Below are 24,700 nucleotides of genomic sequence, written 5' to 3' on the forward strand. Positions count from 1 at the left end.
CGGGGATTGTGCCGCCCACCCGCGCCACATGATCACTGATGGACAGCAAAAAGCCTGACGGCTTGCGCGGTCAGGCTTTTTGTTTGCTTCAGACCAGCTGGCTCACGCCAGCGGGAAATCAGAAGACGTGACGGATACCAGCGCCGACGGCGGTGAATTCCTTGTTGGCGTCCTTGACTTCGTAGGTCTTGTAGCCAGCGTAAGCGGTGGTGCGCTTGGACAGGGCATAGGTGGCAGCCAGATCGAAGCCCGAACGCTTGACGGTAGCGCCCACATCCGGATCGGTCTTGGAGTTGGCGTAGCCGAAGTACACGGTGGTGGCGCCGAACGGAGCCGACACGCCGACTTGGTATTCCTTGTCGTCGCTGCCAGTGCGCTTGGTGGTGTTGTAACCAGCGTTCAGCCTGACGACGCCGAAGTCATAGGCACCACCGATCAGGTTGTACTTCTTCGAGCTGCCATCAGCCTGCTTGTCGCTCAGGTGAGCGTAGGCGGCCAGCACCGGGCCGTTGGCGTACTTGACGTTCAGCGAGACTTGGTCGGTCGACTTCGCGCCCGGTGTGACATCCTTGTTCTCGCCGAAGCCGTAGGACACGGCACCGCTGAAGCCGCTGTAGTCAGCGGAGTTAAAGCGGATCGAGTTGTTGGTACGGTTGGTGTAGTCACCACCGTTGGCAAACACCTCGTTGGTCACTGCCATGTTGGTGTCGGCAGTGTTGTTGACCAGGGTGCGGATGGTGTCGTAGGCGGGGTAGTTGCGGCCCAGGTCAACGGAACCGAAGCTGCCCGACAGACCGACGGTGGCTTGGCGATGGAAAGCGCGCTCAGCGTTAGCCGGTGCACCGGTATCAACGCTCATCCCCTGTTCCAGCACGAAGTTGGCCTTCAGGCCGCCACCCAGGTCCTCGGAGCCCTTCATGCCCCACAGGCTGTTGTTCAGGACGTTGGACTCCAGCTTGTTGCGGGTGACGCCGTCACCATTGATCTCGTCCTTGACGTTGACCAGGCCAGCGTCGAGGCGGCCATACAGGGTCACGGAGGATTGAGCGGAAGCGGCACCAGCGGCGGCCAGGACGGCCAGAGCGATCAGACTCTTTTTCATGGGGGTTCTCCAAAAGTTGTTTACTTCGGTCGCAGCACCTTGCCGCGCCTGACTTCCAGCGTGTGAAGCTGTAGGAATTAAAGCAGAGAGGCTCGGCCCGGCCAAGAACCGAGGCGGCCTGACACCCAGAAAACGTTGCGATCATGCAACAAACGAGGGTTAACCATAGGCAAGCGCCGGGTGGGAGCAGGCCAACGCTGGCATCAGAACGGCAATCTGCCGACTATTTTTGATGCCGAGACACCTGTTTCGCGACACTTTATTTGTCGTGATACTGCTTGCGTGACACTTTATTTGTCGCGATACTGCGGCGATCACCACCGCAGAGCCCGCCACATGCCGCCCATCACCCAACAAAAAGAGCTGGATTTCCTTGTCGAACTGATATCAGATGATCCTGAGGGCGTGGGCATTGACGCCCTTCTGCGCCAACTGGGTGATAGGTGGCAGCGCCGCACCTTGCAGCGGCGACTGGCCTTGCTGGTGGCGCAAAAACGCCTCCAGATGCACGGTGAAGGCCGCGCTGTCCGCTACCGCCGTGCAGCGGCGCCGGGCGGCAGCGCCAGCCTACCTGCCCAACCGGCAACTCCCCTTCACGCTTCAACCGAGGCCCGCTTCCCGATTTCCGCAGAAGGCGAGGCCATCAGGGCCTACGTCGTTCAGCCACGCCAGCTTCGCGGCCCGGTCGGCTACCGGCTGGAATTCCTGGAGGCGTACCACCCGAACCACACCGCCTACTTGCCGCAAGGCTTGCGCGAGCAATTGCATGCGCTGGGCCGATCACCTGCACAGCAGACCCCCGCAGGCACCTTTGCCCGCGACATCCTCAACCGCTTGCTGATTGATCTCTCGTGGGCTTCATCCCACCTGGAAGGCAACACCTACAGCAGACTGGACACCGAGCGGCTGATCGAATACGGCCAGGCTGCGGCGGGCAAGGATGCCTTCGAGACGCAGATGATCCTGAACCACAAGCAGGCCATCGAGTATCTGGTGCTCAACCCGGAACACACCCGCGTGGACACGGGCACGCTCATCGCGCTGCATGCCTTCCTGTCGGACGGCCTGATGGCGGACCCGGCGGCGGTCGGCCGCATCCGTCGCCGCGCAGTGGAAATCGGGGGCAGCGTCTATCTGCCGATTGCGCTGCCTCAGCGCCTGGAAGAACTGTTCGGCATCGTGGTGCAAATGGCAGCGGAGATTGCCGACCCGTTCGAGCAAGCGTTCTTCCTGATGGTGCATCTGCCTTACCTGCAACCCTTCGAGGACGTGAACAAGCGCGTGTCCCGGCTGGCCGCCAACATCCCGTTCATCCGCCACAACCTGTGCCCCTTGTCCTTCATCGACGTGCCCCAGCAGGCCTACGTCAACGCGATGATCGGGGTTTACGAGCTGAACCGGATCGAGCTGTTGCGCGACCTGTTTGTCTGGGCCTACGAGCGCTCCTGTCAGCAGTACGTCGCCGTGCGACAAACCCTGGTGCTGCCGGACCTGTTCCGCCTGCGCCATCGGCAGGCGTTGGCCGAGGTGGTTGCCGCCATCGTGCGCCAGGACGAAGCGGCCACGGAGCACGCGATCAGGGACAAGATCCCCGCTACCGTGCCGCAAGCTGAACAGGATCACTTCATACGGCTGGTTCTGGCCGAGTTCGACGCACTGCACGCAGGCAACGCGGTGCGGTTCGGCATCCGCCCGCTGGAACTCGCAGCCTGGCAGAGTCATCATCGTCGTGAAGCATGATCGAGCCCACCTTTGCCTGGCGCACGCGACAAAAAACCCACCGCATCGCTGCAGTGGGTTTTCGCTTCCAACTTGCGAACTGGCTCAGGCCAGCACGGGCATCAGAACTTGTGGTTCACGCCAACGCCGTAGAGGGTCGACTTGGCTTCGCTGGGACTGTTATCGACATCCAGCTTGGCCTGGGTCAGGGCGCCGTAGACCGAGGTGCGCTTGCTCAGGCTGTAGACCAGGGCGCCGGTATAGCCGGTGGTCTTGAACAGGTCATTGCCAGAATCTTCAACTTTCGAGCGCGCATAGCCCAGACCCAGGTTCAGGTTGGCAGCCAAGGGGACTTCGACGCCCAGGTTGAATTCCTTGGCCTTGAGCGAATCGGGCGCGCCATCGATGGTCTGCTTGACGTGGCTGAGACCACCCACCAGCTTGGCCATACCGAAGTTGTAAGAGCCGTTCAGCACGTTGTACGTGGTCTTGCCCTGGAGCAGACCCGTCGGCAGCAGCGCTTGCAACTCGGCGGCGGCCACGCCCGGAAGGGCAGAGAAGACCCCACCGATGCCACTCTGCTTCTGCCTCTGGTGCGCGAAGCCCACGACCACCGGGCCGTTGGCGTAATGCAGACCCAGCGAAGCCACGCTGCTGGCGCTGTTGTTTTTATCCGCGTCGGTGTTCTTGTCCTCGCCGAGGGCCAGGGTCAGCGAGCCGCTGAAACCACCGTAGTTCGGGCTGATGAACTTCAGGCCGTTGTCGGTGCGGTCGGAGTAACCCAGCCAGGCGCGGTTGGACGCCGCGATGTTGGCGTTGAAGGTGTCGTTGGCCGCCGCGCGGACATCGTCATACGAAGTCCAGACCTTGCCCAGCTGGACTTCGCCAAAGCCGCCGGAAAGACCCACCCAGGACTGACGGCTGAAGGCCTTGGAGCTGTCCTGGGCCGCGCCAGTGTCCAGGTTGATGCCCTGCTCCAGCTGGAAGTTGGCCTTCAGGCCGCCGCCCAGGTCCTCGGAACCTTTAAGACCCCAGCGGCTGGTGTTGATGCCGCCACTTTCGACCGCAGTGTTGGTCACGCTGTTACCGTTGACTTCGGTCTTGGCAGAACCGAACCAGACGTCGGCGAGGCCGTACAGCTGCACGGAGGATTGGGCGGAAGCGGCGCCAGCGGCGGCCATCACGGCCAGGGCAATCAGACTCTTTTTCATGTCAGTACTCCAGTGATGAATTGACTCCGGCTGCCGCGTTACCGTAGCAGCCCGACCCCCCTGGGTCGTCGGATCAATTACATCATACAGCCAGCCTGAATATCCACAAAGACCCGAATAACCAGAAAAACTGTATCAATTAAGCAACATGAAATTCATGATATGACATGCCATCACTTGTGTCGAGGCACCTGTTTCGCGACACTTTATTTGTCGCGATGCTGCTGCGATCGCCACCGCAGAACCCGCCCTTGCCGGGCGCACACGACAAAAAACCCACCGCGTTACCACGGTGGGTTCTTTGGATTGCTAGACCTCGCGCTGGCTTACGCCAGCGTCAGATCAGAAAGCGTGCTTGACGCCAACGGCGTAGACGTTGGTGGTCACGTCGGCGATAGCAGCATTGACGTGGTCCAGCTTGGTGCTGCGCACGCCAGCGTAGGCGGTGGTGCGCTTGGACAGCAGGTAGGCGGCAGCCAGGCCGAGACCGCTGTTGTCAGACTGCTTGACGCCCTTGTCCTTGTTTTCCGACGAAGCGTAGCCAGCCGACAGGATCAGGTTGGAAGCCAGCGGGTAGTCGACGCCGAGTTGGTATTCCTTGTCCTTGATGCCGTTGTTGTTGTCGCGCTGAGCGTAGCTGCCCTTCAGGGTCACGACGCCCAGGTTGTACGAAGCGTTCAGGTTGGTGAACTCGATGGAATTGACAAAGCCAACAGCTTGCTGGTTCTGATAGGCAACGGCAGCGGCGAGCGGGCCGTTGGCGTACTGAACTGCCAGAGCGGAGACTTCCGCGTTGCCAGCAGTATTCTCGTCCAGGGCGTAGCTCACGATGCCGGTGACACCAGCGAAGGACGGCGAGGTGTACTTGATGCCGTTAGCCGGGTTGGCCAGGTAGCCGGTGGCAGCTGCAGTGGTGGCGAAGGCACCAGCCGACGGGGTCAGAGCCGAATCGAACACCGGATTGGAAGCATTCTGCACGTCGTCATAAGCGGTCCAGACCTTGCCCAGCTTGACGGTACCGAAGTTGCCAGCCACGCCAACCGAGGCTTCACGGCTGAAAGCCTGACCAGCGGTAGCTTGCGCACCGGTGTCCAGGTTGAAGCCTTGCTCCAAGGTGAAGATGGCCTTCAGACCGCCACCCAGGTCTTCCGAACCCTTCAGGCCGAAGCGGCTGGCGTCAACGCCGCCGCTTTCGACGACGGTCTGGGCCTTGGCAGCACCGATCTTTTGGGCACCGACCCACACGTCAGCGATACCGTACAGCTGCACGGAAGATTGAGCGGAAGCGGCGCCAGCAGCGGCCAGCACGGCCATAGCGATCAGAGACTTTTTCATTTTGAATTCCTCTTGGGGTTGGGGTTCAGCGCAACGAGGCGCCGCAGAGACAGTCGTCGTCGCAAACGATGACGCAAGCCAATTTCACCAGAATTTGGCCCCAATATAAAGGTTTACCCTGATTTTTCGCGGCAAACCGTGTCATAAAAACGACACTTTTCCCGAGCGGCCTACCAAGGGCAAACCCGGATGGCGCTCCTCGCATGCTCCGGCAGCCAGCGTCTCGACCTCGAAGCCCACCACGCTGCGCCGTTCCTTGCTGAATTCCACCCCGATCAGGTGGATGGTCTCGTCGCGAGCGCGGTACTTGTCGGCATAGCCCCGGTCCTTGATCTGCTGCAGCGCCCGGCCCTCGGGCAGCAGCTCGACGACCTTGAACTCGAACAGGTACACATTCCCGTTGAACAGCACCGTCATGTCGATGCGGCCCTGGTTCGTCACGTCTTCGAGCCGGATGTCGAGCCCCAGCGCGGCGAAGTGGCTGTAGAACACGCTCGCGTAATAGCCCTCGTAACTGGCAATTTTGTTGCTGCGATACCAGTCGTTCGGTATGCTGGCGAAGAAGGCGGTGAACAGCGCCTGCAGACCGGCGAAGTCATTGGCCAGCAGCAGCCGATACAGGCGCCCGCTCTGGCGCGCCGTCTCGGTCGAGCGGGCGGTGAGCGCCTGCAGCAGCACACCGTTCAAGCTGGCCTCGACCTCCTGGTTCGGGTACTTGAGCGTGTATTCGGTGCGTGCACCCATCTTGAACTGGCTGCCTATCGTCAGGTAGCCGCTCTGGAACAGCAAGGCCTCGCTGCTGATCTCATCGACGTCGAAGGTCGACAACAGGCTGTCCATCGTCACCCATTGCCCCAGCTCGGGCGTGAAGGTCTGGCGCTGCATCAGCAGCTCGACCAGGAAGGTCGGCGTGCCGGTCTCGAACCAGTAGGGTTTGAACTGGCGCTCCTGGAACAACAGCAGCAGATCGAAAGGGTTGTAGACACTGGTGCCGGTCCAGTTGTAGCCGTTGTACCAGCGCCGGATCTCGTCGCGGTCGAGTCCGGGTAGCTCGGGAGCGAATACCTGGTCCACGTCCTCGTCGGTGTAGCCGCAGATGGCCGAATAAGCCGCCGAAACCGTGATGTCGCGCAGGTTGTTGAGCCCCGAGAACAGCGACACCTTGCTGAACTTGCTCACCCCCGTGAGCAGCGCGAACTTGATGTGCGCGTCCTGCCCCTTGAGCACCGAATACAGGTCGCGCAGGCCGTCGCGCATCTGGCGCGCGATCTCGGGCTCGGTGATGTTGTCGAGGATGGGCTTGTCGTACTCGTCGATCAGCACCACCACGCGCTGGCCGCTCTGTTCATGCAGTTCCTGGATCAGCTCGGCCAACCAGCCCGAAATGCTGGTGTTGCGGCACTCGATGTCGTGGCGTTCTTGCTGCGCGCGCAGGAGTTCGCGGATCTTCTGCTCCAGCGCTTGCTGGCTGCGCAGCACCCCGTCCGAGAAGCTGATGCGGATCACCGGGTAGGTTTGGGACCAGTCCCAATGCCGTTCGGCGTGCAGGCCCTGGAACAGTTCACGCCGGCCCTCGAACAACTCGGCGATGGTGTCGAGCAGCAGGCTCTTGCCGAAGCGCCTGGGTCGGCTCAGGAAATAGTATTTGCCCTCGTCGATCAGGCGCAGGACATGCGGCGTCTTGTCGACGTAGTAGTGGCCTTCCTGCCGGATCTCGGCGAAGGTCTGGATACCGATCGGCAGCTTCTTGCGGTGGCTCATGGCGGGATTGTGCGTGCTGGACGGGTGCGTTGCCAAATCCACCAGACTGCTTCACCAGACTGGCTCAGGGCGGCCCGAACAGGAGCCGAGCGGCTTTTGCGCCACCCGGCTCTTGAAAAGGCACGAACCAGCCCTTATGATTAGCACTCAATGGCAACGAGTGCTAACAGCGCCCGGGCCAGTCCTGGCAACCCCTGTGTCTTTGAATTTCGGAGGAAATCCCATGAAACTGCGTCCCCTCGCCGATCGCGTGATCGTCAAGCGCCTGGAAAACGAAACCAAGACCGCTTCGGGCATCTACATCCCCGACAACGCCGCCGAGAAGCCCGACCAAGGCGAAGTGCTGGCCGTCGGCCCGGGCAAGACCAATGACAAGGGCGAAACCAAGGCCCTGACCGTCAAGGTCGGCGACCGCGTCCTGTTCGGCAAGTACAGCGGCCAGACCGTCAAGATCGACGGCGACGAGCTGCTGGTCATGAAGGAAGACGACCTGTTCGCAGTCGTCGAAGCCTGACGATTTTGTGGGACAGACCCAGCGACGCGCGTAGCGCACGCTGACTCTGTCCCCAACTGACTATAGATTTTCAAATATTTAAGGAATCTGAAAAATGGCAGCAAAAGACGTTGTTTTCGGCGCTGACGCACGCGCTCGCATGGTCGAAGGCGTGAACATCCTGGCCAACGCGGTCAAGGTCACCCTGGGCCCCAAGGGCCGCAACGTGGTGCTGGAGCGTTCCTTCGGCGCTCCGACCGTGACCAAGGACGGCGTGTCCGTGGCCAAGGAAATCGAGCTCAAGGACAAGCTCATGAACATGGGCGCGCAGATGGTCAAGGAAGTCGCTTCCAAGACTTCCGACAACGCGGGCGACGGCACCACCACCGCCACCGTGCTGGCCCAGTCGATCGTGCGCGAAGGCATGAAGTATGTCGCCGCCGGCATGAACCCGATGGACCTCAAGCGCGGCATCGACAAGGCGGTCGAGGCCCTGATCGTCGAGCTGAAGAAGGCTTCCAAGGCCACCACGACCAGCAAGGAAATCGCCCAGGTCGGCTCGATCTCGGCCAACAGCGACTACTCGATCGGCGAAATCATCGCCAACGCGATGGACAAGGTCGGCAAGGAAGGCGTGATCACCGTGGAAGACGGCAAGTCGCTGCAGAACGAGCTCGACGTCGTCGAAGGCATGCAGTTCGACCGCGGCTACCTGTCGCCCTACTTCATCAACAACCCGGAAAAGCAGGCTGCCCTGCTGGACAACCCGTTTGTCCTGCTGTTCGACAAGAAGATCAGCAACATCCGTGACCTGCTGCCGACGCTCGAAGCCGTTGCCAAGGCTGGCCGTCCGCTGCTGATCATCGCCGAGGACGTCGAAGGCGAAGCGCTGGCGACCCTGGTGGTCAACACCATCCGTGGCATCCTGAAGGTTGTCGCCGTCAAGGCTCCGGGCTTCGGCGACCGCCGCAAGGCCATGCTGGAAGACATCGCCATCCTGACCGGCGGCAAGGTGATCGCCGAGGAAGTCGGCCTGACCCTGGACAAGGTGACCCTGGCCGATCTGGGCCAGGCCAAGCGCATCGAAGTGGGCAAGGAAAACACCACCATCATCGACGGCGCTGGCGCTGAAGACGACATCCAGGCACGCGTCAAGCAGATCCGCATCCAGATCGAGGAAGCCACCAGCGACTACGACCGCGAGAAGCTGCAAGAGCGCGTGGCCAAGCTGGCCGGCGGCGTGGCCGTGATCAAGGTCGGCGCTGCCACCGAAGTCGAGATGAAGGAAAAGAAGGCCCGCGTCGAAGACGCGCTGCACGCGACCCGCGCAGCCGTTGAAGAAGGCATCGTGGCCGGCGGTGGCGTGGCCCTGCTGCGCGCACGCGCCCAGATCGGCGCCCTCAAGGGTGACAACCACGACCAGGACGCCGGCATCAAGCTGGTGCTCAAGGCGATCGAAGCGCCGCTGCGCGAAATCGTCTCCAACGCTGGCGACGAGCCGAGCGTGGTCGTCAACGCCGTGCTGGCCGGTTCGGGCAACTACGGCTTCAACGCCGCCAACCACACCTACGGCGACATGATCGAGATGGGCATCCTGGACCCGACCAAGGTGACCCGCACCGCGCTGCAGAACGCCGCTTCGGTCGCTTCGCTGATGCTGACCACCGAATGCATGATCGCCGAGTCCCCGAAGGACGACGCGCCGACCGGCGGCATGCCCGACATGGGCGGCATGGGTGGCATGGGCGGCATGGGCATGTAATGCCCGCCTGACGGCTGCAATAGCGGCCGTCGCCAACAACAACCCGCCTGGGGCTTTCCCGGCGGGTTTTTTTGCGTCCGGCGCTGGCGGCGCGGCGCGCGGTTTACGATCAGCCGCCATGACTCGACTGCACCACCTGTTCCCCTTCCTGTCCTGGCCCAGGCCCGACGCTGCCTTGCTGCGCGGCGAGGCGATGGCGGGACTGGCCGTCGGGCTGATGGTGATCCCGCAGGGGGTGGCCTATGCGGCGCTGGCCGGCATGCCGCTGGTGACGGGCATCTATGCCTCGATGCTGCCGGCGCTGCTGGCGGTACTGTTCGGCAGCTCGGTGCGGCTGTCGGTCGGACCGACCGCGCTGAGCTGCCTGCTGGTCAGCGCCTCGCTCAGCGGGCTGGCCGAGCCCGGCAGCGCACGCTGGGTCGAGCTGGCGGTCTGGCTGGCGCTGTTGTCGGGGCTGCTGCAGGTCGCGCTCGGCTTCATGCGCTTTGGCTGGCTGCTGAATCTGGTCAACGCCCCGGTGCTGATGGCCTTCACGCAGGCGGCGGCGTTGCTGATCATCGGCTCGCAGTTGCGCGATCTGCTCGGCATCAGCCTGGGCTGGAGCGCCTGGCTGCGGGCGCCCGCCCTGCACTGGCCCTCGCTGGCCTTCGGCCTGGTTAGCCTGGCCTTGCTGCAATTGTCGCGGTGCTGGAAGCCGGCCTTTCCCTCGGTGCTGCTGATCGTGCTGGCCAGCGCTGGCCTGTCCTGGGCGCTGGACTTCGAGGCGGGTGGCGGCCACGTCATTGGCGCGCTGCCCGAGGGTCTGCCGGCGCTCTACCTGCCGACGCTGCCCGAACTGTCGACCTTGAGCCAGCTGCTGCTGCCGACGCTGATCATCACGCTGGTGAGCTTTCTCGAAACCGCGTCGAGCGCCAAGGTCGACAACGAGCGCCAGGGCACGCGCTGGAACCAGAACCAGGACCTGATCGGCCAGGGCCTGGGCAAGCTGGCGGCGGGGTTCAGCGGCGCCTTCCCGACCAGTTCGTCCTTCTCGCGCTCGGCGCTCAACCTGTATGCGGGCGCGCTCACCGGCTGGGCCACGGTGTTCTCGGTCGTGGTGGTGTTCGGCGCGCTGCTGGTCTTCACGCCGGTGCTGCGCCATGTGCCGCAGTCGGTGCTGGCCGCGATCGTGCTGGTCGCCGTGCTGGGGCTGGTCAAGCCGCGCGAATTCGCGCGCCTGTGGCGCATCTCGCGGGTCGAGGCGGTCATCGCGGGCGTGACTTTCGCCATCACCCTGCTGGCGGCACCGCAACTGTACTGGGGGGTGCTGGCTGGCGTGCTGATGGCGCTGAGCCGGTTCGTGTTCCAGCGCCTGCATCCGCGCATCATCGAGGTCGGGCTGCACCCGGACGGCAGCCTGCGCGACCGCCACCTGTGGAAGCTGCCGCCGCTGGCCGCACACACCTATGCGCTGCGCATGGACGAGGCGCTGGATTTCGCCACCGCCGCCGACTTCGAGCGCGCCATCGTCGAGCATCTGGCCCGGCACCCGGACACCGAGCAGGTCTGCCTGTTCGCGCAGCCGATCAACCACATCGATGCCACCGGGGTCGACCTGTTCGCCAAGCTGGTGCGGCAGCTGCAGGCACGCCAGATCACGCTGCACATCAGCGGCATCAAGCTGCCGGTCGAGCGGGCGCTGCGCCGCGCGGGCTGTCTGCAGGCGTCGCCTCGGCTGGCGCTGTACCGCACCGATGCCGAAGCGCTGTCGGCCCTGCAACGACAAGGCCGGCCGGCGGACATGCCCTGCGAGCCCTGGCCGGTGATCTGAGGCGGCTCGCTCCCGGGGCGAGACCGGGGGCGCGAGACCTCTACCACAAACACTAGATGTAGTGACAAGAATAATTTGCGGCACTACATCTAGTGCCGACTGAGGTTCGTCGCTAAAATCCGGTCGCTGTCCGGATGACCGGGCGGCAGGTTTTTTCGGGCTCGGGCAGTCCGAGCGGCGCCCCTGCTGGCGCCCCCCCACTGCCCGCCCTGCGGCACCGGTTCACCCGGCGGCCCCCACCAGACTCAAGGATCACATGAAACTCGACGACCTGCATCTGTCGGCCCATGCAATGGCCCCGCAACCGATCAGCCTGGACGTGCTGCGCGAGAAATACCTCAAGGGCGACGAGTCCAGCATCGAGGACCTGTACGCCCGTGTCGCGCGCGCGCTGGCCTCGGTCGAGCAGCCTGAGTTGCGCGAGGAATACGAAGCGCGCTTCCTGCAGAACCTGCGCGCCGGCGCGATCGGCGCGGGCCGCATCATGAGCGCGGCCGGCACCGACATCCAGGCCACGCTGATCAACTGCTTCGTGCAGCCGGTGGGCGACTGCATCCAGGGCGTGGACGACGAGGGCTTCCCGGGCATCTACGAGGCGCTGCGCGAGGCCGCAGAGACCATGCGCCGCGGTGGCGGCGTGGGCTATGACTTCTCGCGCATCCGTCCCAAGGGCGCGCGCGTCAAGGGCACGGCGTCGATGGCGTCGGGCCCCTGCAGCTACATCAATGTGTTCGACCAGTCCTGCTCGACGGTCGAGAGCGCCGGCGCGCGCCGTGGCGCCCAGATGGGGGTGCTGCGCATCGACCACCCGGATGTGCGCGAGTTCATCACCGCCAAGCGCACCCCGGGCCGCTGGAACAACTTCAACGTCTCGGTCGGTGTGTCCGATGCCTTCATGCAGGCCGTGGTCAACGACGCCCCATGGGATCTGGTGCACCGCGCCATGCCGGGCGAGCACCTGCTGGCCGCCGGCGCTCGCCAGCGCACCGACGGCCAATGGGTCTACCAGACCGTGCCGGCGCGCGAGCTGTGGGACACCGTGATGAAGTCGGCCTACGACTTCGCCGAGCCGGGCATCCTGTTCCTGGACAACATCAACACCGACAACAACCTGGGCTACTGCGAGACCATCGCGGCGACCAACCCCTGTGGCGAGCAACCCTTGCCCTCCTACGGCTGCTGCGACCTCGGCCCGGTGATCCTGCCGCGCTTCGTGCGCCACGCCTTCGGCCGCCAGGGCGAGGCCAGCTTCGACTTCGCCGCCTTCGAGCAGGTCGTGGCACTCCAGGTGCGCGCGCTCGACAACGTGCTGGACCTGACCTGGTGGCCGCTGCCGCAGCAGAACGAGGAGTCCAGGTCCAAGCGCCGCATCGGCGTCGGCTTCACCGGCATGGGCAACACGCTGACGATGCTCAACCTGCGCTACGACAGCGAGGCCGGCCGATCGATGGCGGCCCGCATCGCCGAGACCATGCGCGACGCCGCCTATCGTGCCTCGGTCGAGCTGGCCCGGGAAAAAGGCGCCTTCCCGCTGTTCGATGCCGACGGCTACCTCAAGGCCGGCAGCTTCGCCAGCCGCCTGCCCGCCGACCTCCAGCAGGCAATCCGCCAGCATGGCATCCGCAACAGCCACCTGCTGTCGATCGCGCCGACCGGCACCGTGAGCCTGGCCTTCGCCGACAACGCCTCCAACGGCATCGAGCCGGCGTTCTCCTGGACCTACACCCGCAAGAAGCGCGAGGCCGACGGCAGCCGCAGCGAGTACCAGGTGCAGGACCACGCCTGGCGGGTCTGGCAGGAGCTCGGCGGCGACCCGAACCAGCTGCCGGTGGGCTTCGTCAACGCGCTGGAGATGAAGGCGGCCGACCACATCGGCATGATGCAGGCGGTCCAGCCCTTCGTCGATACCGCCATCTCCAAGACCGTCAACGTGCCGGCCGACTATCCCTACGAGGACTTCAAGGGCCTGTACCTGCAGGCCTGGCACGCGCGCCTCAAGGGCCTGGCCACCTACCGCCCCAACAGCATCCTGGGCTCGGTGCTCGAAGTGACTCCGGCCCCGGCACCCGCCGCCGAGCCGGTTCCGGCCGCTGCACCCGCTCCGGTCACTGCCACCACGCCGGTGGCGGCCGCCCCGTTCGACCCGATGCGCACCGTGATCGAGAGCCGCCCCAAGGGCGCGCTGTCGGCGGTGGCCGAGAAGCTCGATTACTGGACCCAGGAAGGCCAGAAGACGCTCTACCTGATCGTCTCCTTCCTGCCAGTGGCCGACGGCCATGGCGGGACGGTGGACCGCGCGGTCGAGTTCTTCATGCCGGTCGGCCAGAGCAACGAGTCACAGCAGTGGATCACCTCGAGCATGCGCCTGCTGTCGCTGGCGGCGCGCGGCGGCTTCCTGGAGCGCGCGCTCAGCGACATGCGCAAGGTGGCCTGGGACCGCGGCCCGGTGCGCCTGGGCACCCACGAGCGCGAGGACGGCGCCCGCATCCCGATGTGGCACGACTCCGAGGTGGCGGCGATCGCCTACGCGATCCAGAACATCCTGACGCTGCGCGCGAAACAGAACGAGCAGGCCGAACAGCTCAACCTGCCGCTGGCGGAGCAGGACCTGGCGCTCGCCTCCGAGGCTCCGCCCGTGATGGCCGGCAAGAAATGCCCCGAATGCGGCGCCCATGCCGTGATCAGGAAGGACGGCTGCGAGTACTGCACCCAGTGCGGCCACCTGGGCAGTTGCGGCTGATCGCTCCCCGGGACACGCTCACGCCACGCTTGAGGCTGCCGCCAAGGCGGCAGCCATGGCCTGCATGAGCTTGTTCCACTGCCGCTCCAGCAGCGGCATCTGCCGGGCGATCTCATCCGCCTGCCCCTGCGTGCCGGCCTTTTCGAGCCGCTCGCAGACTTCACCCAGCGCCATGGCCCCGACCGAACGCGACGAGGATTTGAGCGTGTGCGCGACGCGCGCGACCTGGCGCCATTCGGCCTCGGCGAAACCCGCATGCAGCTGCGGCACGAGCTCGGCGGCGGAAGTCCGGTAGTCCTGCAGGAATTCACGCACGAGTTCATGCCCGCCTCCGATCAGTTCGGCCAACACATCGAGATCGAGCACGGACAGTGAGGGCAGCACATCCTCCTCGACGGGCATCTGGTCGGACTCGACCACGCTCGATGCCAGCTCGGCGACCAGGCAAGCCCCGTCGTCCACGACCCGCATCCAGTGCGCCAGCTTCTCGCCGAGCAGGTCGATCTTGACCGGCTTGGTAAGGAAATCATCGACCCCCATCGCGCGCCAGCCGTCCCAGCTGGCATCCATGGCATTCGCCGACAGCACGATGATCGGCATGCGCACGCCCTCGCCCTCCTCGGATCGGATATGCTGGGCCAGCTCGTAGCCACCCATGTACGGCATCTGCAAGTCGGTCAACAGCAGGGCATAGGACTGCTCACGCCAACGCGACAGGGCCACGCTGCCATTCCCGACGAATTCACAGGCATAACCCAGGCGCTTGAGCTGCTGGCCAATCACCTTGCGATTGACGGGATTGTCCTCGGCCACCAGTATCGGCTGCGAGGGTGTACGGAGCGCTGGAGCGTCCAGCCGCGCCGCGGGCCGGTCCACGGACGGAACGGCTCGGGGCGGAGATCCGGGCTCGGCCTCTTGGCCGGGCCTGTCCTCGCTGGCATGGGCCAGTGGAAACTCGACCCAGAAAGTGCTGCCGACCCCGACCTCGCTTTTGACCCCGATGCGGCCATGCATCTTCCTCACCATCTTCTTGGTGATGTTGAGGCCGATGCCCGTGCCTTCGATCGCCGAGTTCTTGGCCCCCAGACGGTTGAAGGGTTTGAACAGACTGCCGAGATACTTCTCCTCTATGCCGATGCCGGTGTCGGAGACCAGTATCCTGACGCTGCGCTCATCGACCAGCTGGGTTCTGACCTCGATCCGGCCATCGGGGCGGTTGTATTTGACCGCATTCGACATCAGGTTGATTAGAACCTGCTTGAGCCACACCCGATCGACCTGGATCAGATGCGCAGATTCCCGGGCGATGTCGAGCGTGATGCCATTGGCCTGCGCCGCCTGCTCGATCAGATCCTCACACTCGTCGAGCACGGCGTTGAGCGCGACGGGAACGAGCGTGACGGGAATCTGGCTGTGATTGACCTTGGCGAGGTCGAGCAGGTCGTTGACGAGCGCGAGCAGATGCTTGCCAGCATTGACCATGTCCTGAACGAGATCCTTGTTCTCTTCGGTCAGATGCTCATCCATCTCCAGCATCTGGCCAAAACCCAGGATGGCATTGAGCGGCGTGCGCAGTTCGTGACTGACGGTCGCGAGGAACTGGTCCTTGGTCCTGGCGGCATCCTCGGCGACCTTCTGGGCGTGGCGCAACTCCATCTCGCGCTGCTTGGCGACTTGGATGTCCTGCATGGTGCCGTTGAGGCGGATACATCGGCCCTCGATCTGCTCGGCATGGCCGATGATGCGCAGCCAGCGCTGCTCGCCATTGAAGGTCTGCAGCAGCAGTTCGAGATCCCAGCCGCCACCGCCCTGTGTCGCGTGCTGGATGGCCTGCTCCAGGATATCGCGTTGTTCGACCCGGGCCAGCAGGCTTTCGAGCGCGAGCGGAACCTCGGGCAGGGTCTTGAGCAAGGTGGCACCGAACGGCGAGAGGTGCAGCGTATCGCCGGCGATATCGTAATCCCAGAACCCGATCTGGGCCGCCTGGGTCGAGAGCTCCAGCGCCTGCTTGGTGCGCAGCAGCAGCAGATCGTTGTTCTTGTCGGCGGTGATGTCGGTGGCGAACTTGACCACCTTGTACGGTTGATCGTCAGGACCGATGATCGGGTTGTAGGAGCACTGGATCCAGATGGTTGCCCCGCTCTTGGAGAGCCGGCGGTATTCGCCCGAGTCGAACTGCCCTTGGCGCAGGCGCTCCCAGAGCGATTCGTACTCGGCGCCATGGGCATCGAGCGGATCGCAGAAAAGGCTGTGCGACCGGCCCACGATTTCCTGCAAGCCGTAGCCGAACATGGCCAGGAAGTTCTCGTTGGCATGCAGCACGCGACCCTGCATGTCGAACTCGACGACCGCCTGCACCTTGTTGAGCGCACGCATCTGGCCCTCATACTCGGCCGCGGCGAGCTTGGCCGGCGTGATGTCGGTGGCGAACTTGACGATGTGGTCGATCTGTCCATCGACCCCCCGGACCGGGTTGTACGAAGCCTGCAGCCAGACCGTCCGGCCATCCTTGCCGAGGTAATGAAACTCGCCAGCCTGCGCCTCGCCGCAGCGCAGCCGGGTCCAGAACCGATCGTAAGCCTCGCTCTCCGCATGGTCCGGGTCACAGAAAATCCGGTGATGGCGACCAACCATCTCGTGGAACTCATAGCCCATGGCCTGCAAGAACAGCGAGTTGGCCTGCAGCACATGGCCATGGAGATCGAACTTGATGATGGCCTGGATGCGATCGAGCGCCTCCACCAATCCAGACTGGGCAACGAACAAGGACGGCGTGTAGGGCTGATGGGTAGATGGCGACATGTTCTCGGACTCGGAGATAGGGACGGACATCGGATGCGAGCCATCGGATGTCAGCCCAGGAAGCGCAACACTTTCTTGTGCAACACAACGCGCTTGAAGGGCTTGACCAGAAAATCGGCGGCGCCGGCCTGCAAGCTCTGCGCGAGGATCTCCTTGTCGCTGTTGCCAGTCACCATGACGATCGGCACCGCGGCGCCATTGGGCATCGACTTGAGGTAGCGGGTCAGGTCGATGCCCGTGATGTCGGGCATCATCACATCCATCAAGACCAGGCAGGGCTGCTTCTGCTTGAACAAGGCAATCGCCTCGATGCCCGAGCTCGCGCACGCCAGCTCGCAGTTCAGGTCGGCCAGCAGGTGGCTGACGAGCTTGTGCTGGAAGCCATCGTCATCGACCAGCAAGATGGTGGGCCTGGCGGGAGGCGGCGTCGGCGGGCTGTCGCTCGGGCGCAGCTGCTCGATGGTGGACTTGACGCCATCGAGCCAGTCATCGACAGGCAGCAGGACACCGCGCGCCTGCTGCAGCGGGACGCCCAGCCCGACAGCCATCAGCTCGGTGAAAGCCTGCCGCAGCAGTTCGGGATCCTGCACCGTCACAGCGGCCTTCATCTCCCCGCTGAGCATGGCCTGCGCGAAGTCGGACATGGCATCGCCGACGCCGACCTCGGCCTGCATCAGACTGGCCTGGGCACGCGCCGTGTGCTGCAGGCCCTGGGTCAACTGCAGGTCGAGCTGGGCTTGCAAATGCTTGACCTGGCGCACATAGGCAGCCAGTTGCGTCTGCTCGCGCTGCGCCTGCATCGCGCGAGCCGCGAGCAGAACCGACATCGGCAGGCGCGCGCCGTCGAGCGTCATCGGCCAGAACAGCAGGTAGTCGTCGAAATGCTCCAGGCAGCAGAGCTCATAAGCGGTCTTGGCATCCGTCTTGTTGCACAGTATCAGGGTGCGGTGCGGATGGTTGGCCGCGATCTTGCTGAGGCGGCACAGCCCCATGTAATAACCCCGGGCTTTCTCCAGACCGTTGAAGGCCAGAATCAGCACCTCGGGCAAATGCCGCTCGAAGTCGGCGACATAGTCCTCGGAGGCGGTCGAGACCGCCAGCCGCGTGAAGACATGCGCCAGCAACTTACGAACCAAGTCGGCATCCGCCGTCGAGTCGCCGGCGACCAGTATGGGGGCTGCGTAGCTCGTCATCAGCACAAGTCCGCCTTCATGGGTGCGGGGCGATGGTGAGGCGGACTGCCCCCGGCGACACGCGATCAATCACCATCTGGAGATCGCCATCATCCACACAAATCTTGGCACAGAGGTGAAAATTTTCAAATCTCATTATTCAACCAGCAATAACGCATCCTCCCTACCAACGCCCCTGCGGAACTGGCCAGCGGGACAGCAGAAAAACTTCTTTCTCGCATCGTAGAAAGGAAAAAATACGCTTTCATGAAATTTGTATTCAAACTGGATTAATTCCCGTCTCGACAAGGCCCGCTCCAGCGTACGTAGCTTCCACAATTTTCCTGTCGTGATGGCCGGTGGACAATTCGTTCATTACTAAAACCACGATAGGAGATCACATGGCGATCAAAAGCCAACAAAACCTGGTCGCGGGACTGATGTTCACGCTCACGGGGGCCGCGTTCGCGCTGGGTGCCCGCGAGTACGACATGGGCACCGCCGGCCGCATGGGCCCGGGCTACTTCCCGCTCGTGCTCGGCGTCATCCTGGCCGTGCTCGGCATGCTGACCGCCATCCAGTCCTTCGGCGCCAAGCCGCAAGAAGGCCAGGAAATCGGCAAGATCGCCTGGCGGCCGCTGACCTTCGTCATCGGCGCCAACCTGATCTTCGGCCTGCTGCTCGGCGGCCTGCCCAGCCTGGGCATCCCGGCCATGGGCCTGATGGTCGCGATCGTCGGCCTGACCTTCGTGTCCATGCTGGCCAGCAAGGACTTCTGCATCAAGCGCGCATTCATCCTGTCTGCCATCCTGGCCGTCAGCAGCTATTTCGTGTTCGTCAAGATGCTTGGACTGACCTTCCAGGTCTGGCCCTGGTTCATCGGCGCCTGAAAGGAAAGCACATCATGACGGATCTCATTGACCACCTCTCGCTTGGCTTCGGCGTCGCCTTCACGATGCAGAACCTGCTCTACGCGCTGATCGGCTGCCTGCTCGGCACCCTGATCGGCGTGCTGCCCGGCCTTGGGCCCGTGACGACGATCGCGATGCTGCTGCCCGCGACCTACGCGCTGCCGCCGATCGCCGCGCTCATCATGCTCGCCGGCATCTACTACGGCGCGCAATACGGCGGCTCGACCACCGCGATCCTGGTCAACCTGCCAGGCGAAGCCTCCTCGGTCGTGACCGCGCTCGACGGCTACCAGATGGCCAAGAAAGGACGCGCCGGCCCGGCGCTGGCCGCCGCCGGCATCGGCAGCTTCTTCGCCGGCTCGGTCGGCACCCTGGTGCTGGCCGCCTTCGCGGTGCCGCTGACCGAGATCGCCTTCATGTTCGGCCCGGCCGAGTATTTCTCGCTCATGGTGCTGGGCCTGATCGGCGCCGTGGTGCTGGCCTCGGGCTCGCTGCTCAAGGCGATCTCGATGATCATCCTGGGCCTGCTGTTCGGCCTGGTCGGCACCGACGTCAACTCGGGCGTGGCGCGCTACAGCTTCGACATCCCCGAGATGACCGACGGCATCAACTTCATCGTGATCGCGATGGGCCTGTTCGGCTACGGCGAGATCATCGTCAACCTGGCTCAGCCCGAGGAGGAACGCGCGCTCAACACCAAGAAGGTCAGCGGCCTGATGCCGACGGCGGCCGACTTCAAGGCCATGATGCCGGCCATCCTGCGCGGCACCGCGCTGGGCTCGGCGCTGGGCATCCTACCGGGTGGCGGCGCGCTGCTGTCGTCGTTCGCGGCCTACACGATCGAGAAGAAGACCAAGCTCAAGCCGGGCGAAGTACCGTTCGGCCAGGGCAACATCCGTGGCGTGGCAGCCCCCGAGGCGGCCAACAACGCTGGGTCGCAGACCTCCTTCATCCCGCTGCTGACGCTGGGCATCCCGCCCAACGCCGTGATGGCGCTGATGGTCGGTGCCATGACCATACACAACATCCAGCCGGGTCCGCAGGTCATGACCAGCAACCCCGAGCTGTTCTGGGGCCTGATCGCCTCGATGTGGATCGGCAACCTGATGCTGGTGATCCTGAACCTGCCGCTGGTCGGCCTCTGGATCAAGCTGCTGTCGGTGCCCTACCGCTGGATGTTCCCGGCCATCGTGCTGTTCTGCGCGGTCGGCGTGTACTCGACCAACAACACCACCTTCGACATCTGGCTGACCGGCCTGTTCGGTGTGATCGGCTACTTCTTCGTCAAGCTCGGCTGCGAGCCCGCACCGCTGCTGCTGGGCCTGATCCTGGGTCCGATGATGGAGGAGAACCTGCGCCGCTCCATGCTGCTGTCGCGCGGCGACTGGAGCGTGTTCGTGACCCGTCCGCTGTCGGCCTCGCTGCTGGCCGTCGCCGCAGTGCTGCTGCTGATCGTGCTGTCGCCTTCGGTGAAGAAGAAGCGCGAGGAAGCCTTCGTGGAGGACTGATTGAAGTTCTCCCTCGGGGCCGGCCGCTGGTGGCTGTGGTCGGCCCTTTGCGTCCTCTTGCTGCTGCTGCTGGGGGCGCTGGTCTTCCTCGCCAGGGCCTACGAGGACAGCCGCCTGACCGAGCAACTTGAGCAGACCGCCACCGATCTGGTCGCCGAGATCCGGGCCAGCCTGAACCACAATGTGCAAGCGCTGCAGGCCCTGCACAGCTCGCGGCCTGACCAGGCCCGCTGGCAACAGGCCAGCACCGCGCTGCTGCTCGACAACCGCGAGGTGCTGCGCATCGAATGGCGCGACCCGCAGCTGCAGATCAGGCTGGCACAGGCCAGCCCCTTCCTGCCCAACCTGTTCGACCAGCTGCCGCGCTCGCAGTTCCAGCCCGACGTGCGGCAGGCCTGCGCCAACGCCAGGCGCTTCAACGGCCCGGCCTATTCGACCAGCTACTTCCTGCCGCAGCAGGAGGGCCGCGGCCAGGAACTGCTTGAGATGTGCCTGCAACTGCCTGACGACGAGGGCTATCTGGTCCTGACCTATGGGCTGAGCAACCTGCTGGCCGAGCGAGTCGGTCGCGATGCACAGGGTTCGCTCAGCGTGGCGCTGACCGAATCCGACGGCACCCGACTGGCCATCGCCGGCAGGCTCACCCATCGGCAAGACACCCTGCGCGCGGTGCAGCTGTTCGAACTGCCCGGCAGCGCCTATACGCTGCGGCTGGAGCAGGCGCGCGAATTCGCCGACGGCAGGCCCAAGGCGCTGAGCTCGACGCTGGCGCTGCTGGCACTGGCGCTGGCCGGCGTGCTGGCCTTGCTGGCCTACGACGTGCGCAAGCGACTGCGTACCGAGGCCCGACTGGCCGAGGCGCTGGCGTTCCGCAAGGCGATGGAGGACTCGCTGCAAACCGGTCTGCGCGCGCGCGACATGAAGGGCCGCATCACCTACGTCAACCCGGCGTTCTGCCAACTCGTCGGCCTGCCACCCGAACGACTGATCGGCACCAGCAACCCGGCGCCCTACTGGCCGCCCGATCGGGTCGAGGAATACCTGCAGCGTCAGCCGGTGAACCAGACCGGCAAGCCGCAGCCGCGCCAGGGCTTCGAGGCGGAATACATCCGGCCTGACGGCACCCGCTTGCCGCTGCTGGTCGTCGAAGCCCCGCTGATCGACGCCCAGGGTCGGCAGACCGGCTGGATGAGCGCGGCGCTGGACCTGAGCGCGCAGCGCAAGATCGAGGAACAGTCGCGCGCCTCGCAGGAGCGACTGGCGGCCACCGCGCGGTTGGCGATGGCCGGTGAGCTGGCCTCGCTGATCAGTCACGAGCTCAACCAGCCGCTGGCGGCGATATCGAGCTATGCCAACGGCTCGCTCAACCTGCTGCAGGAGGCCGACCGGGATTGCCAGGCCCTGCGGCCCGACCTGGAGGAAGCGATGCGACGCATCGCCTCCCAGGCCGAGCGCGCCGGCCGGGTCATCAAGAGCGTGAGTGACCTGGTGCGTCGGCGCGAACGTGAGCGCAGCGCGGTCGCGCCCCAGGCGCTGTTCGACGGCATCGCGCCGCTGGTACAGCTGCAGGCGCGCAAGGCCGGCATCGAGGTGCGCTGGCAGGTCGAACCCGGCTGTCCGCCGGCCTGGTGCGATGCCACCATGGTCGAGCAGGTGCTGCTGAACCTGGTGCGCAACGGCCTGCAGGCGATGCCGACCGGCGACCCGCCGGCCAGTTCCGGGCTGCGCACGCTGCAGCTGCGGGCCGCGCCAGCACCCGCCGAAACAAGTGGCGGACGCCCATGGATCGCCTTCACGGTCACCGACCATGGCCATGGCCTGTCGGACCAGATCGCTCGGCAGCTCTTCACACCCTTCTTCACGACCAAGTCAGAGGGCATGGGCCTGGGCCTGAGCCTGTGCCGCACCGTGGTCGAACAGCATGGCGGCGCGCTGGACTACCTGTCCGGGTCGCCGCGCGGCACGGTATTTCGCTTCACGCTGCCAGCCGCCCTATGATGCGGGGATGGCCAAGGACGGTACGGTATTCCTGATTGACGACGATGATGCGGTGCGCGACTCGCTGGGCTGGCTGCTGCGCACGCGCCGCTTGCTGAGCATCCCTTACGCGAGCGCGGATGCCTTCTGGGCCGAGGCTCAGGGCTGGCGCGAGGGGCCGGGCTCGCCCTGCTGCGCGCTGCTGGACCTGCGCATGCCCGGCATGAGCGGGCTGGCGCTGTTCGAGCGCCTGCGCGAGCAGCCCTGGTTCACGCAGCTGCCGGTGATCTTCCTGTCCGGCCATGCCGATGTGCCCACCGCCGTCGACGCGGTGCTGCGCGGCGCCTTCGACTTCTGCGAAAAGCCGTTCTCGGACAACGCCCTGGTGGCCCGGATCGAGCGCGCGCTGGAGCAATCGGCCGAGGCGCTGGCCCAGCGCCAACGCCAGCGGGATCTGCTGCTGCGCATCGCCGGGCTGACCGAACGCGAGCAGACCGTCATGCAGCTGGTCGCCGCCGGCATGCCGAACAAGCTGGTGGCCGATCAGCTCGGGATCAGCGTGCGCACGGTCGAGGTGCACCGGGCCCGCATCTTCGACAAGATGGGGGTGAAATCGGTGGTCGAGCTGGTCCGGCTGCAGCAGCAGGACTGAAAGCGGCAGCCTCAGGGCAGCTGGCCGCTGGCCAGGAACAGCGTGCCGCAGAGCAGGGGCTCCACCGTCAGGCGGGCGCCGCGCTGCGCGAGCCCTGCCCAGGGCGCATCGAGTCCATCCAGCGTGGTGACGGACTGGACCGCGTGCCACCAGACCAGCGGGTTGAACGCGGCGAACAGCGGCGGTGCCCACTTGAGCCCGCAGACGGCCAGCCTGGCGCCTGGGGCCAGCTGCGCCAGCACATGATCGAGCGCGGCCGGTGTCTGCAGGATGTCATGGGTGAAGTGAAACAGCGCGGCATCGGCCCGCGCGGGCAGCACCGCATCCTGCACCGGACTGCAGACGAGTTCGACCTGCTGCCAGCCTTCGCGCTCGACACGCTGACGGGCCTGCTCCAGCATCTCGTGACTCTGGTCGACGGCGACCACGCGGCCAGCGGGGCCGACCGCCTGCTGCAACAGGTCCAGGCTCATGCCGGTGCCGCAACCGATGTCGAGCACGACCTGGCCCGGTTTCAGGCCCAGGCGCTCGACCGCGCAGCGGCGCAGCCCCTCATAGGGGGCAAGCTGGAGGTCGTAATAGCCGCAGCGCGCGCGATACAACGCGCGAGCGGCGGCCTCGTCGGCCGATCCCGCCAGGGCGGGGGGTGCAATGCCCATTGTCTTGTCCCTTCTCTGTCCATGGTCGCCCGTGGAACCCGGGCTGTCGGGCCAGTGTAGGGCGGGCCAGGCGCATGAGCAAGGGTTTGATCAGTTTCAGCCGCCGATGAGCAGGAGATAGGCCTCGCGCGTGGCCGCGCCGACCGCCCGCAGGGCCTGGTCGTGGCGGGTCTTGTGGCGCGCCAGCAGCCGCGCGCTGGCGATGGTGCGCGAGCGGCAGAACCAGTGACAGCTGTGTTGCAGCAGCAGCATTTCGGCCATCAGCCGGTAGGCACGCTCCTGCGGTGAACGGCGCTCGTCCCGCGCGGCGGCCTCGGCCAGGCCGCGCGCGTGCAGCGCCAGCAGCTGGCGAAAATCGAAGCAGGCTTGAGGCCACCAGCGCGTGGCGTAGGGCAGCGGCCAGCGGCTGACGAGCGCCTGCCCGGCCTCGACGCGCGCGAAGTCGCTGGCCAGACGACCGACCTGGTCGGCCAGCGCCTGCTCACTGGTGCCGTGCTGCTGCCAGAGCGCCTCGCGGCGCTGCGGGTCGGACTCGGCGAGCGCGCGCTGGTAGCCCTCGGTCAGGCGCTCCATCAGCGGCTCGATCTGGTAGCGGCGCAGGTGCTGCGCCAGCAGGGCAATGCGCGCGCGCTGTTCACGCGCGCGCAGCTGGAAAACGAAAAAGGCGACCAGGGCCAGCAGCAGATACAGGTTCATGGCAGGTTCATGGCGGATTGATCATGAAAAAACCCCGGCGGGCGGGTGCCGGCCGGGGTTTCATATTGCAACGGGAAAGGGCTAACGCCCTCCCCCTTCAGCGCTCAGGACCTCATTCGGCCGCGGAGTCGCTGGCCTCGGCCTGGTCGCTCGCCAGCGCGGCGGCGTCGGCTTCGGCGATCGAGCGGCGCTCCTCGTCGTCCATCTGCTCCTTGGCGCGACGGGCGTCGTGGAAGGCCATGCCGGTACCGGCCGGGATCAGGCGACCCACGATCACGTTTTCCTTCAGGCCGCGCAGCTCGTCGCGCTTGCCCATGATGGCCGCTTCGGTCAGCACGCGGGTGGTTTCCTGGAAGGAAGCCGCCGAGATGAAGGAGTCGGTCGACAGCG

The 24,700-nt window shown here is 65.0% G+C and carries 18 protein-coding genes; 9 read left to right on the forward strand and 9 right to left on the reverse strand.

Features of this window, described 5'->3' with window-relative positions; translation table 11 throughout:
• Positions 1-118 precede the first annotated feature (118 nt).
• Positions 119-1,102, reverse strand: a complete 984-nt coding sequence (locus PHR85_RS11495; RefSeq protein ID WP_300054422.1) for a porin — start codon at positions 1,100-1,102, stop codon at positions 119-121.
• Between the two features lie 336 nt (positions 1,103-1,438).
• On the opposite strand from PHR85_RS11495, the gene PHR85_RS11500 reads away from it, so the two are divergent.
• A complete protein-coding gene (locus PHR85_RS11500) occupies positions 1,439-2,842 on the forward strand; it encodes a Fic family protein (RefSeq protein ID WP_300054423.1) in 1,404 nt (467 codons plus the stop codon).
• Positions 2,843-2,943: 101 nt separating this feature from the next.
• Here the strand turns inward: PHR85_RS11500 and PHR85_RS11505 are convergent, their stop codons facing one another.
• The 3 genes from PHR85_RS11505 to PHR85_RS11515 all read right to left on the reverse strand — a co-directional run bounded on the left by PHR85_RS11505 (position 2,944) and on the right by PHR85_RS11515 (position 7,128).
• Positions 2,944-4,032 (reverse strand): porin, encoded by a 1,089-nt coding sequence (locus PHR85_RS11505; protein WP_300054425.1) that lies wholly within the window; start codon positions 4,030-4,032, stop codon positions 2,944-2,946.
• Between the two features lie 342 nt (positions 4,033-4,374).
• Complete coding sequence (locus PHR85_RS11510) at positions 4,375-5,367, reverse strand: porin (RefSeq protein WP_300054427.1); 993 nt, start codon at positions 5,365-5,367, stop codon at positions 4,375-4,377.
• 141 nt (positions 5,368-5,508) lie between these two features.
• Positions 5,509-7,128 (reverse strand): ATP-binding protein, encoded by a 1,620-nt coding sequence (locus PHR85_RS11515; protein WP_300054430.1) that lies wholly within the window; start codon positions 7,126-7,128, stop codon positions 5,509-5,511.
• A gap of 223 nt (positions 7,129-7,351) precedes the next feature.
• On the opposite strand from PHR85_RS11515, the gene groES reads away from it, so the two are divergent.
• The 4 genes from groES to PHR85_RS11535 all read left to right on the forward strand — a co-directional run bounded on the left by groES (position 7,352) and on the right by PHR85_RS11535 (position 13,933).
• Positions 7,352-7,642, forward strand: a complete 291-nt coding sequence (gene groES, locus PHR85_RS11520; protein WP_105746730.1) for a co-chaperone GroES — start codon at positions 7,352-7,354, stop codon at positions 7,640-7,642.
• Positions 7,643-7,736: 94 nt separating this feature from the next.
• Positions 7,737-9,383, forward strand: coding sequence for a chaperonin GroEL (groL, locus tag PHR85_RS11525; protein WP_300054432.1), 1,647 nt, complete (start codon positions 7,737-7,739; stop codon positions 9,381-9,383).
• Positions 9,384-9,501: 118 nt separating this feature from the next.
• Positions 9,502-11,193 (forward strand): SulP family inorganic anion transporter, encoded by a 1,692-nt coding sequence (locus tag PHR85_RS11530; RefSeq protein ID WP_300054434.1) that lies wholly within the window; start codon positions 9,502-9,504, stop codon positions 11,191-11,193.
• Positions 11,194-11,449: 256 nt separating this feature from the next.
• Positions 11,450-13,933 (forward strand): adenosylcobalamin-dependent ribonucleoside-diphosphate reductase, encoded by a 2,484-nt coding sequence (locus tag PHR85_RS11535; protein ID WP_300054435.1) that lies wholly within the window; start codon positions 11,450-11,452, stop codon positions 13,931-13,933.
• 18 nt (positions 13,934-13,951) lie between these two features.
• On the opposite strand, the gene PHR85_RS11540 is transcribed toward PHR85_RS11535, so the two are convergent.
• Positions 13,952-16,765, reverse strand: coding sequence for a PAS domain-containing hybrid sensor histidine kinase/response regulator (locus tag PHR85_RS11540; protein ID WP_300054436.1), 2,814 nt, complete (start codon positions 16,763-16,765; stop codon positions 13,952-13,954).
• Positions 16,766-16,785: 20 nt separating this feature from the next.
• Positions 16,786-17,928 carry a response regulator gene (locus tag PHR85_RS11545; RefSeq protein ID WP_300054438.1) on the reverse strand — a complete coding sequence of 381 codons (1,143 nt, stop codon included), beginning with the start codon at positions 17,926-17,928 and terminating at the stop codon, positions 16,786-16,788.
• A gap of 380 nt (positions 17,929-18,308) precedes the next feature.
• Here PHR85_RS11545 and PHR85_RS11550 point away from each other — a divergent pair, with 380 nt between their 5' ends.
• The 4 genes from PHR85_RS11550 to PHR85_RS11565 are packed head-to-tail and all read left to right on the forward strand — an operon-like array spanning position 18,309 to position 22,955.
• Positions 18,309-18,797, forward strand: coding sequence for a tripartite tricarboxylate transporter TctB family protein (locus PHR85_RS11550; protein WP_300054440.1), 489 nt, complete (start codon positions 18,309-18,311; stop codon positions 18,795-18,797).
• A gap of 14 nt (positions 18,798-18,811) precedes the next feature.
• Positions 18,812-20,326: a tripartite tricarboxylate transporter permease gene (locus PHR85_RS11555; RefSeq protein ID WP_300054442.1), complete on the forward strand. Its 1,515-nt coding sequence runs from the start codon at positions 18,812-18,814 to the stop codon at positions 20,324-20,326.
• On the forward strand, positions 20,327-22,324 hold the full coding sequence (locus PHR85_RS11560) for an ATP-binding protein (RefSeq protein WP_300054443.1): 1,998 nt from the start codon (positions 20,327-20,329) through the stop codon (positions 22,322-22,324).
• Between the two features lie 7 nt (positions 22,325-22,331).
• Positions 22,332-22,955: a LuxR C-terminal-related transcriptional regulator gene (locus tag PHR85_RS11565; protein ID WP_300054445.1), complete on the forward strand. Its 624-nt coding sequence runs from the start codon at positions 22,332-22,334 to the stop codon at positions 22,953-22,955.
• Positions 22,956-22,966: 11 nt separating this feature from the next.
• On the opposite strand, the gene PHR85_RS11570 is transcribed toward PHR85_RS11565, so the two are convergent.
• From PHR85_RS11570 to PHR85_RS11580, 3 genes are all read right to left on the reverse strand, one after another.
• Positions 22,967-23,614: a methyltransferase domain-containing protein gene (locus PHR85_RS11570; RefSeq protein WP_300054446.1), complete on the reverse strand. Its 648-nt coding sequence runs from the start codon at positions 23,612-23,614 to the stop codon at positions 22,967-22,969.
• 96 nt (positions 23,615-23,710) lie between these two features.
• Entirely contained in the window at positions 23,711-24,310 is a 600-nt protein-coding gene (locus PHR85_RS11575; RefSeq protein WP_300054448.1) for a hypothetical protein, read from the reverse strand.
• Between the two features lie 112 nt (positions 24,311-24,422).
• A partial coding sequence (locus PHR85_RS11580) for a hypothetical protein (RefSeq protein ID WP_300054450.1) occupies positions 24,423-24,700 on the reverse strand: 278 nt, incomplete at its 5' end.

Source organism: Malikia sp. (assembly GCF_028687635.1).
GTDB lineage: Bacteria > Pseudomonadota > Gammaproteobacteria > Burkholderiales > Burkholderiaceae_C > Malikia.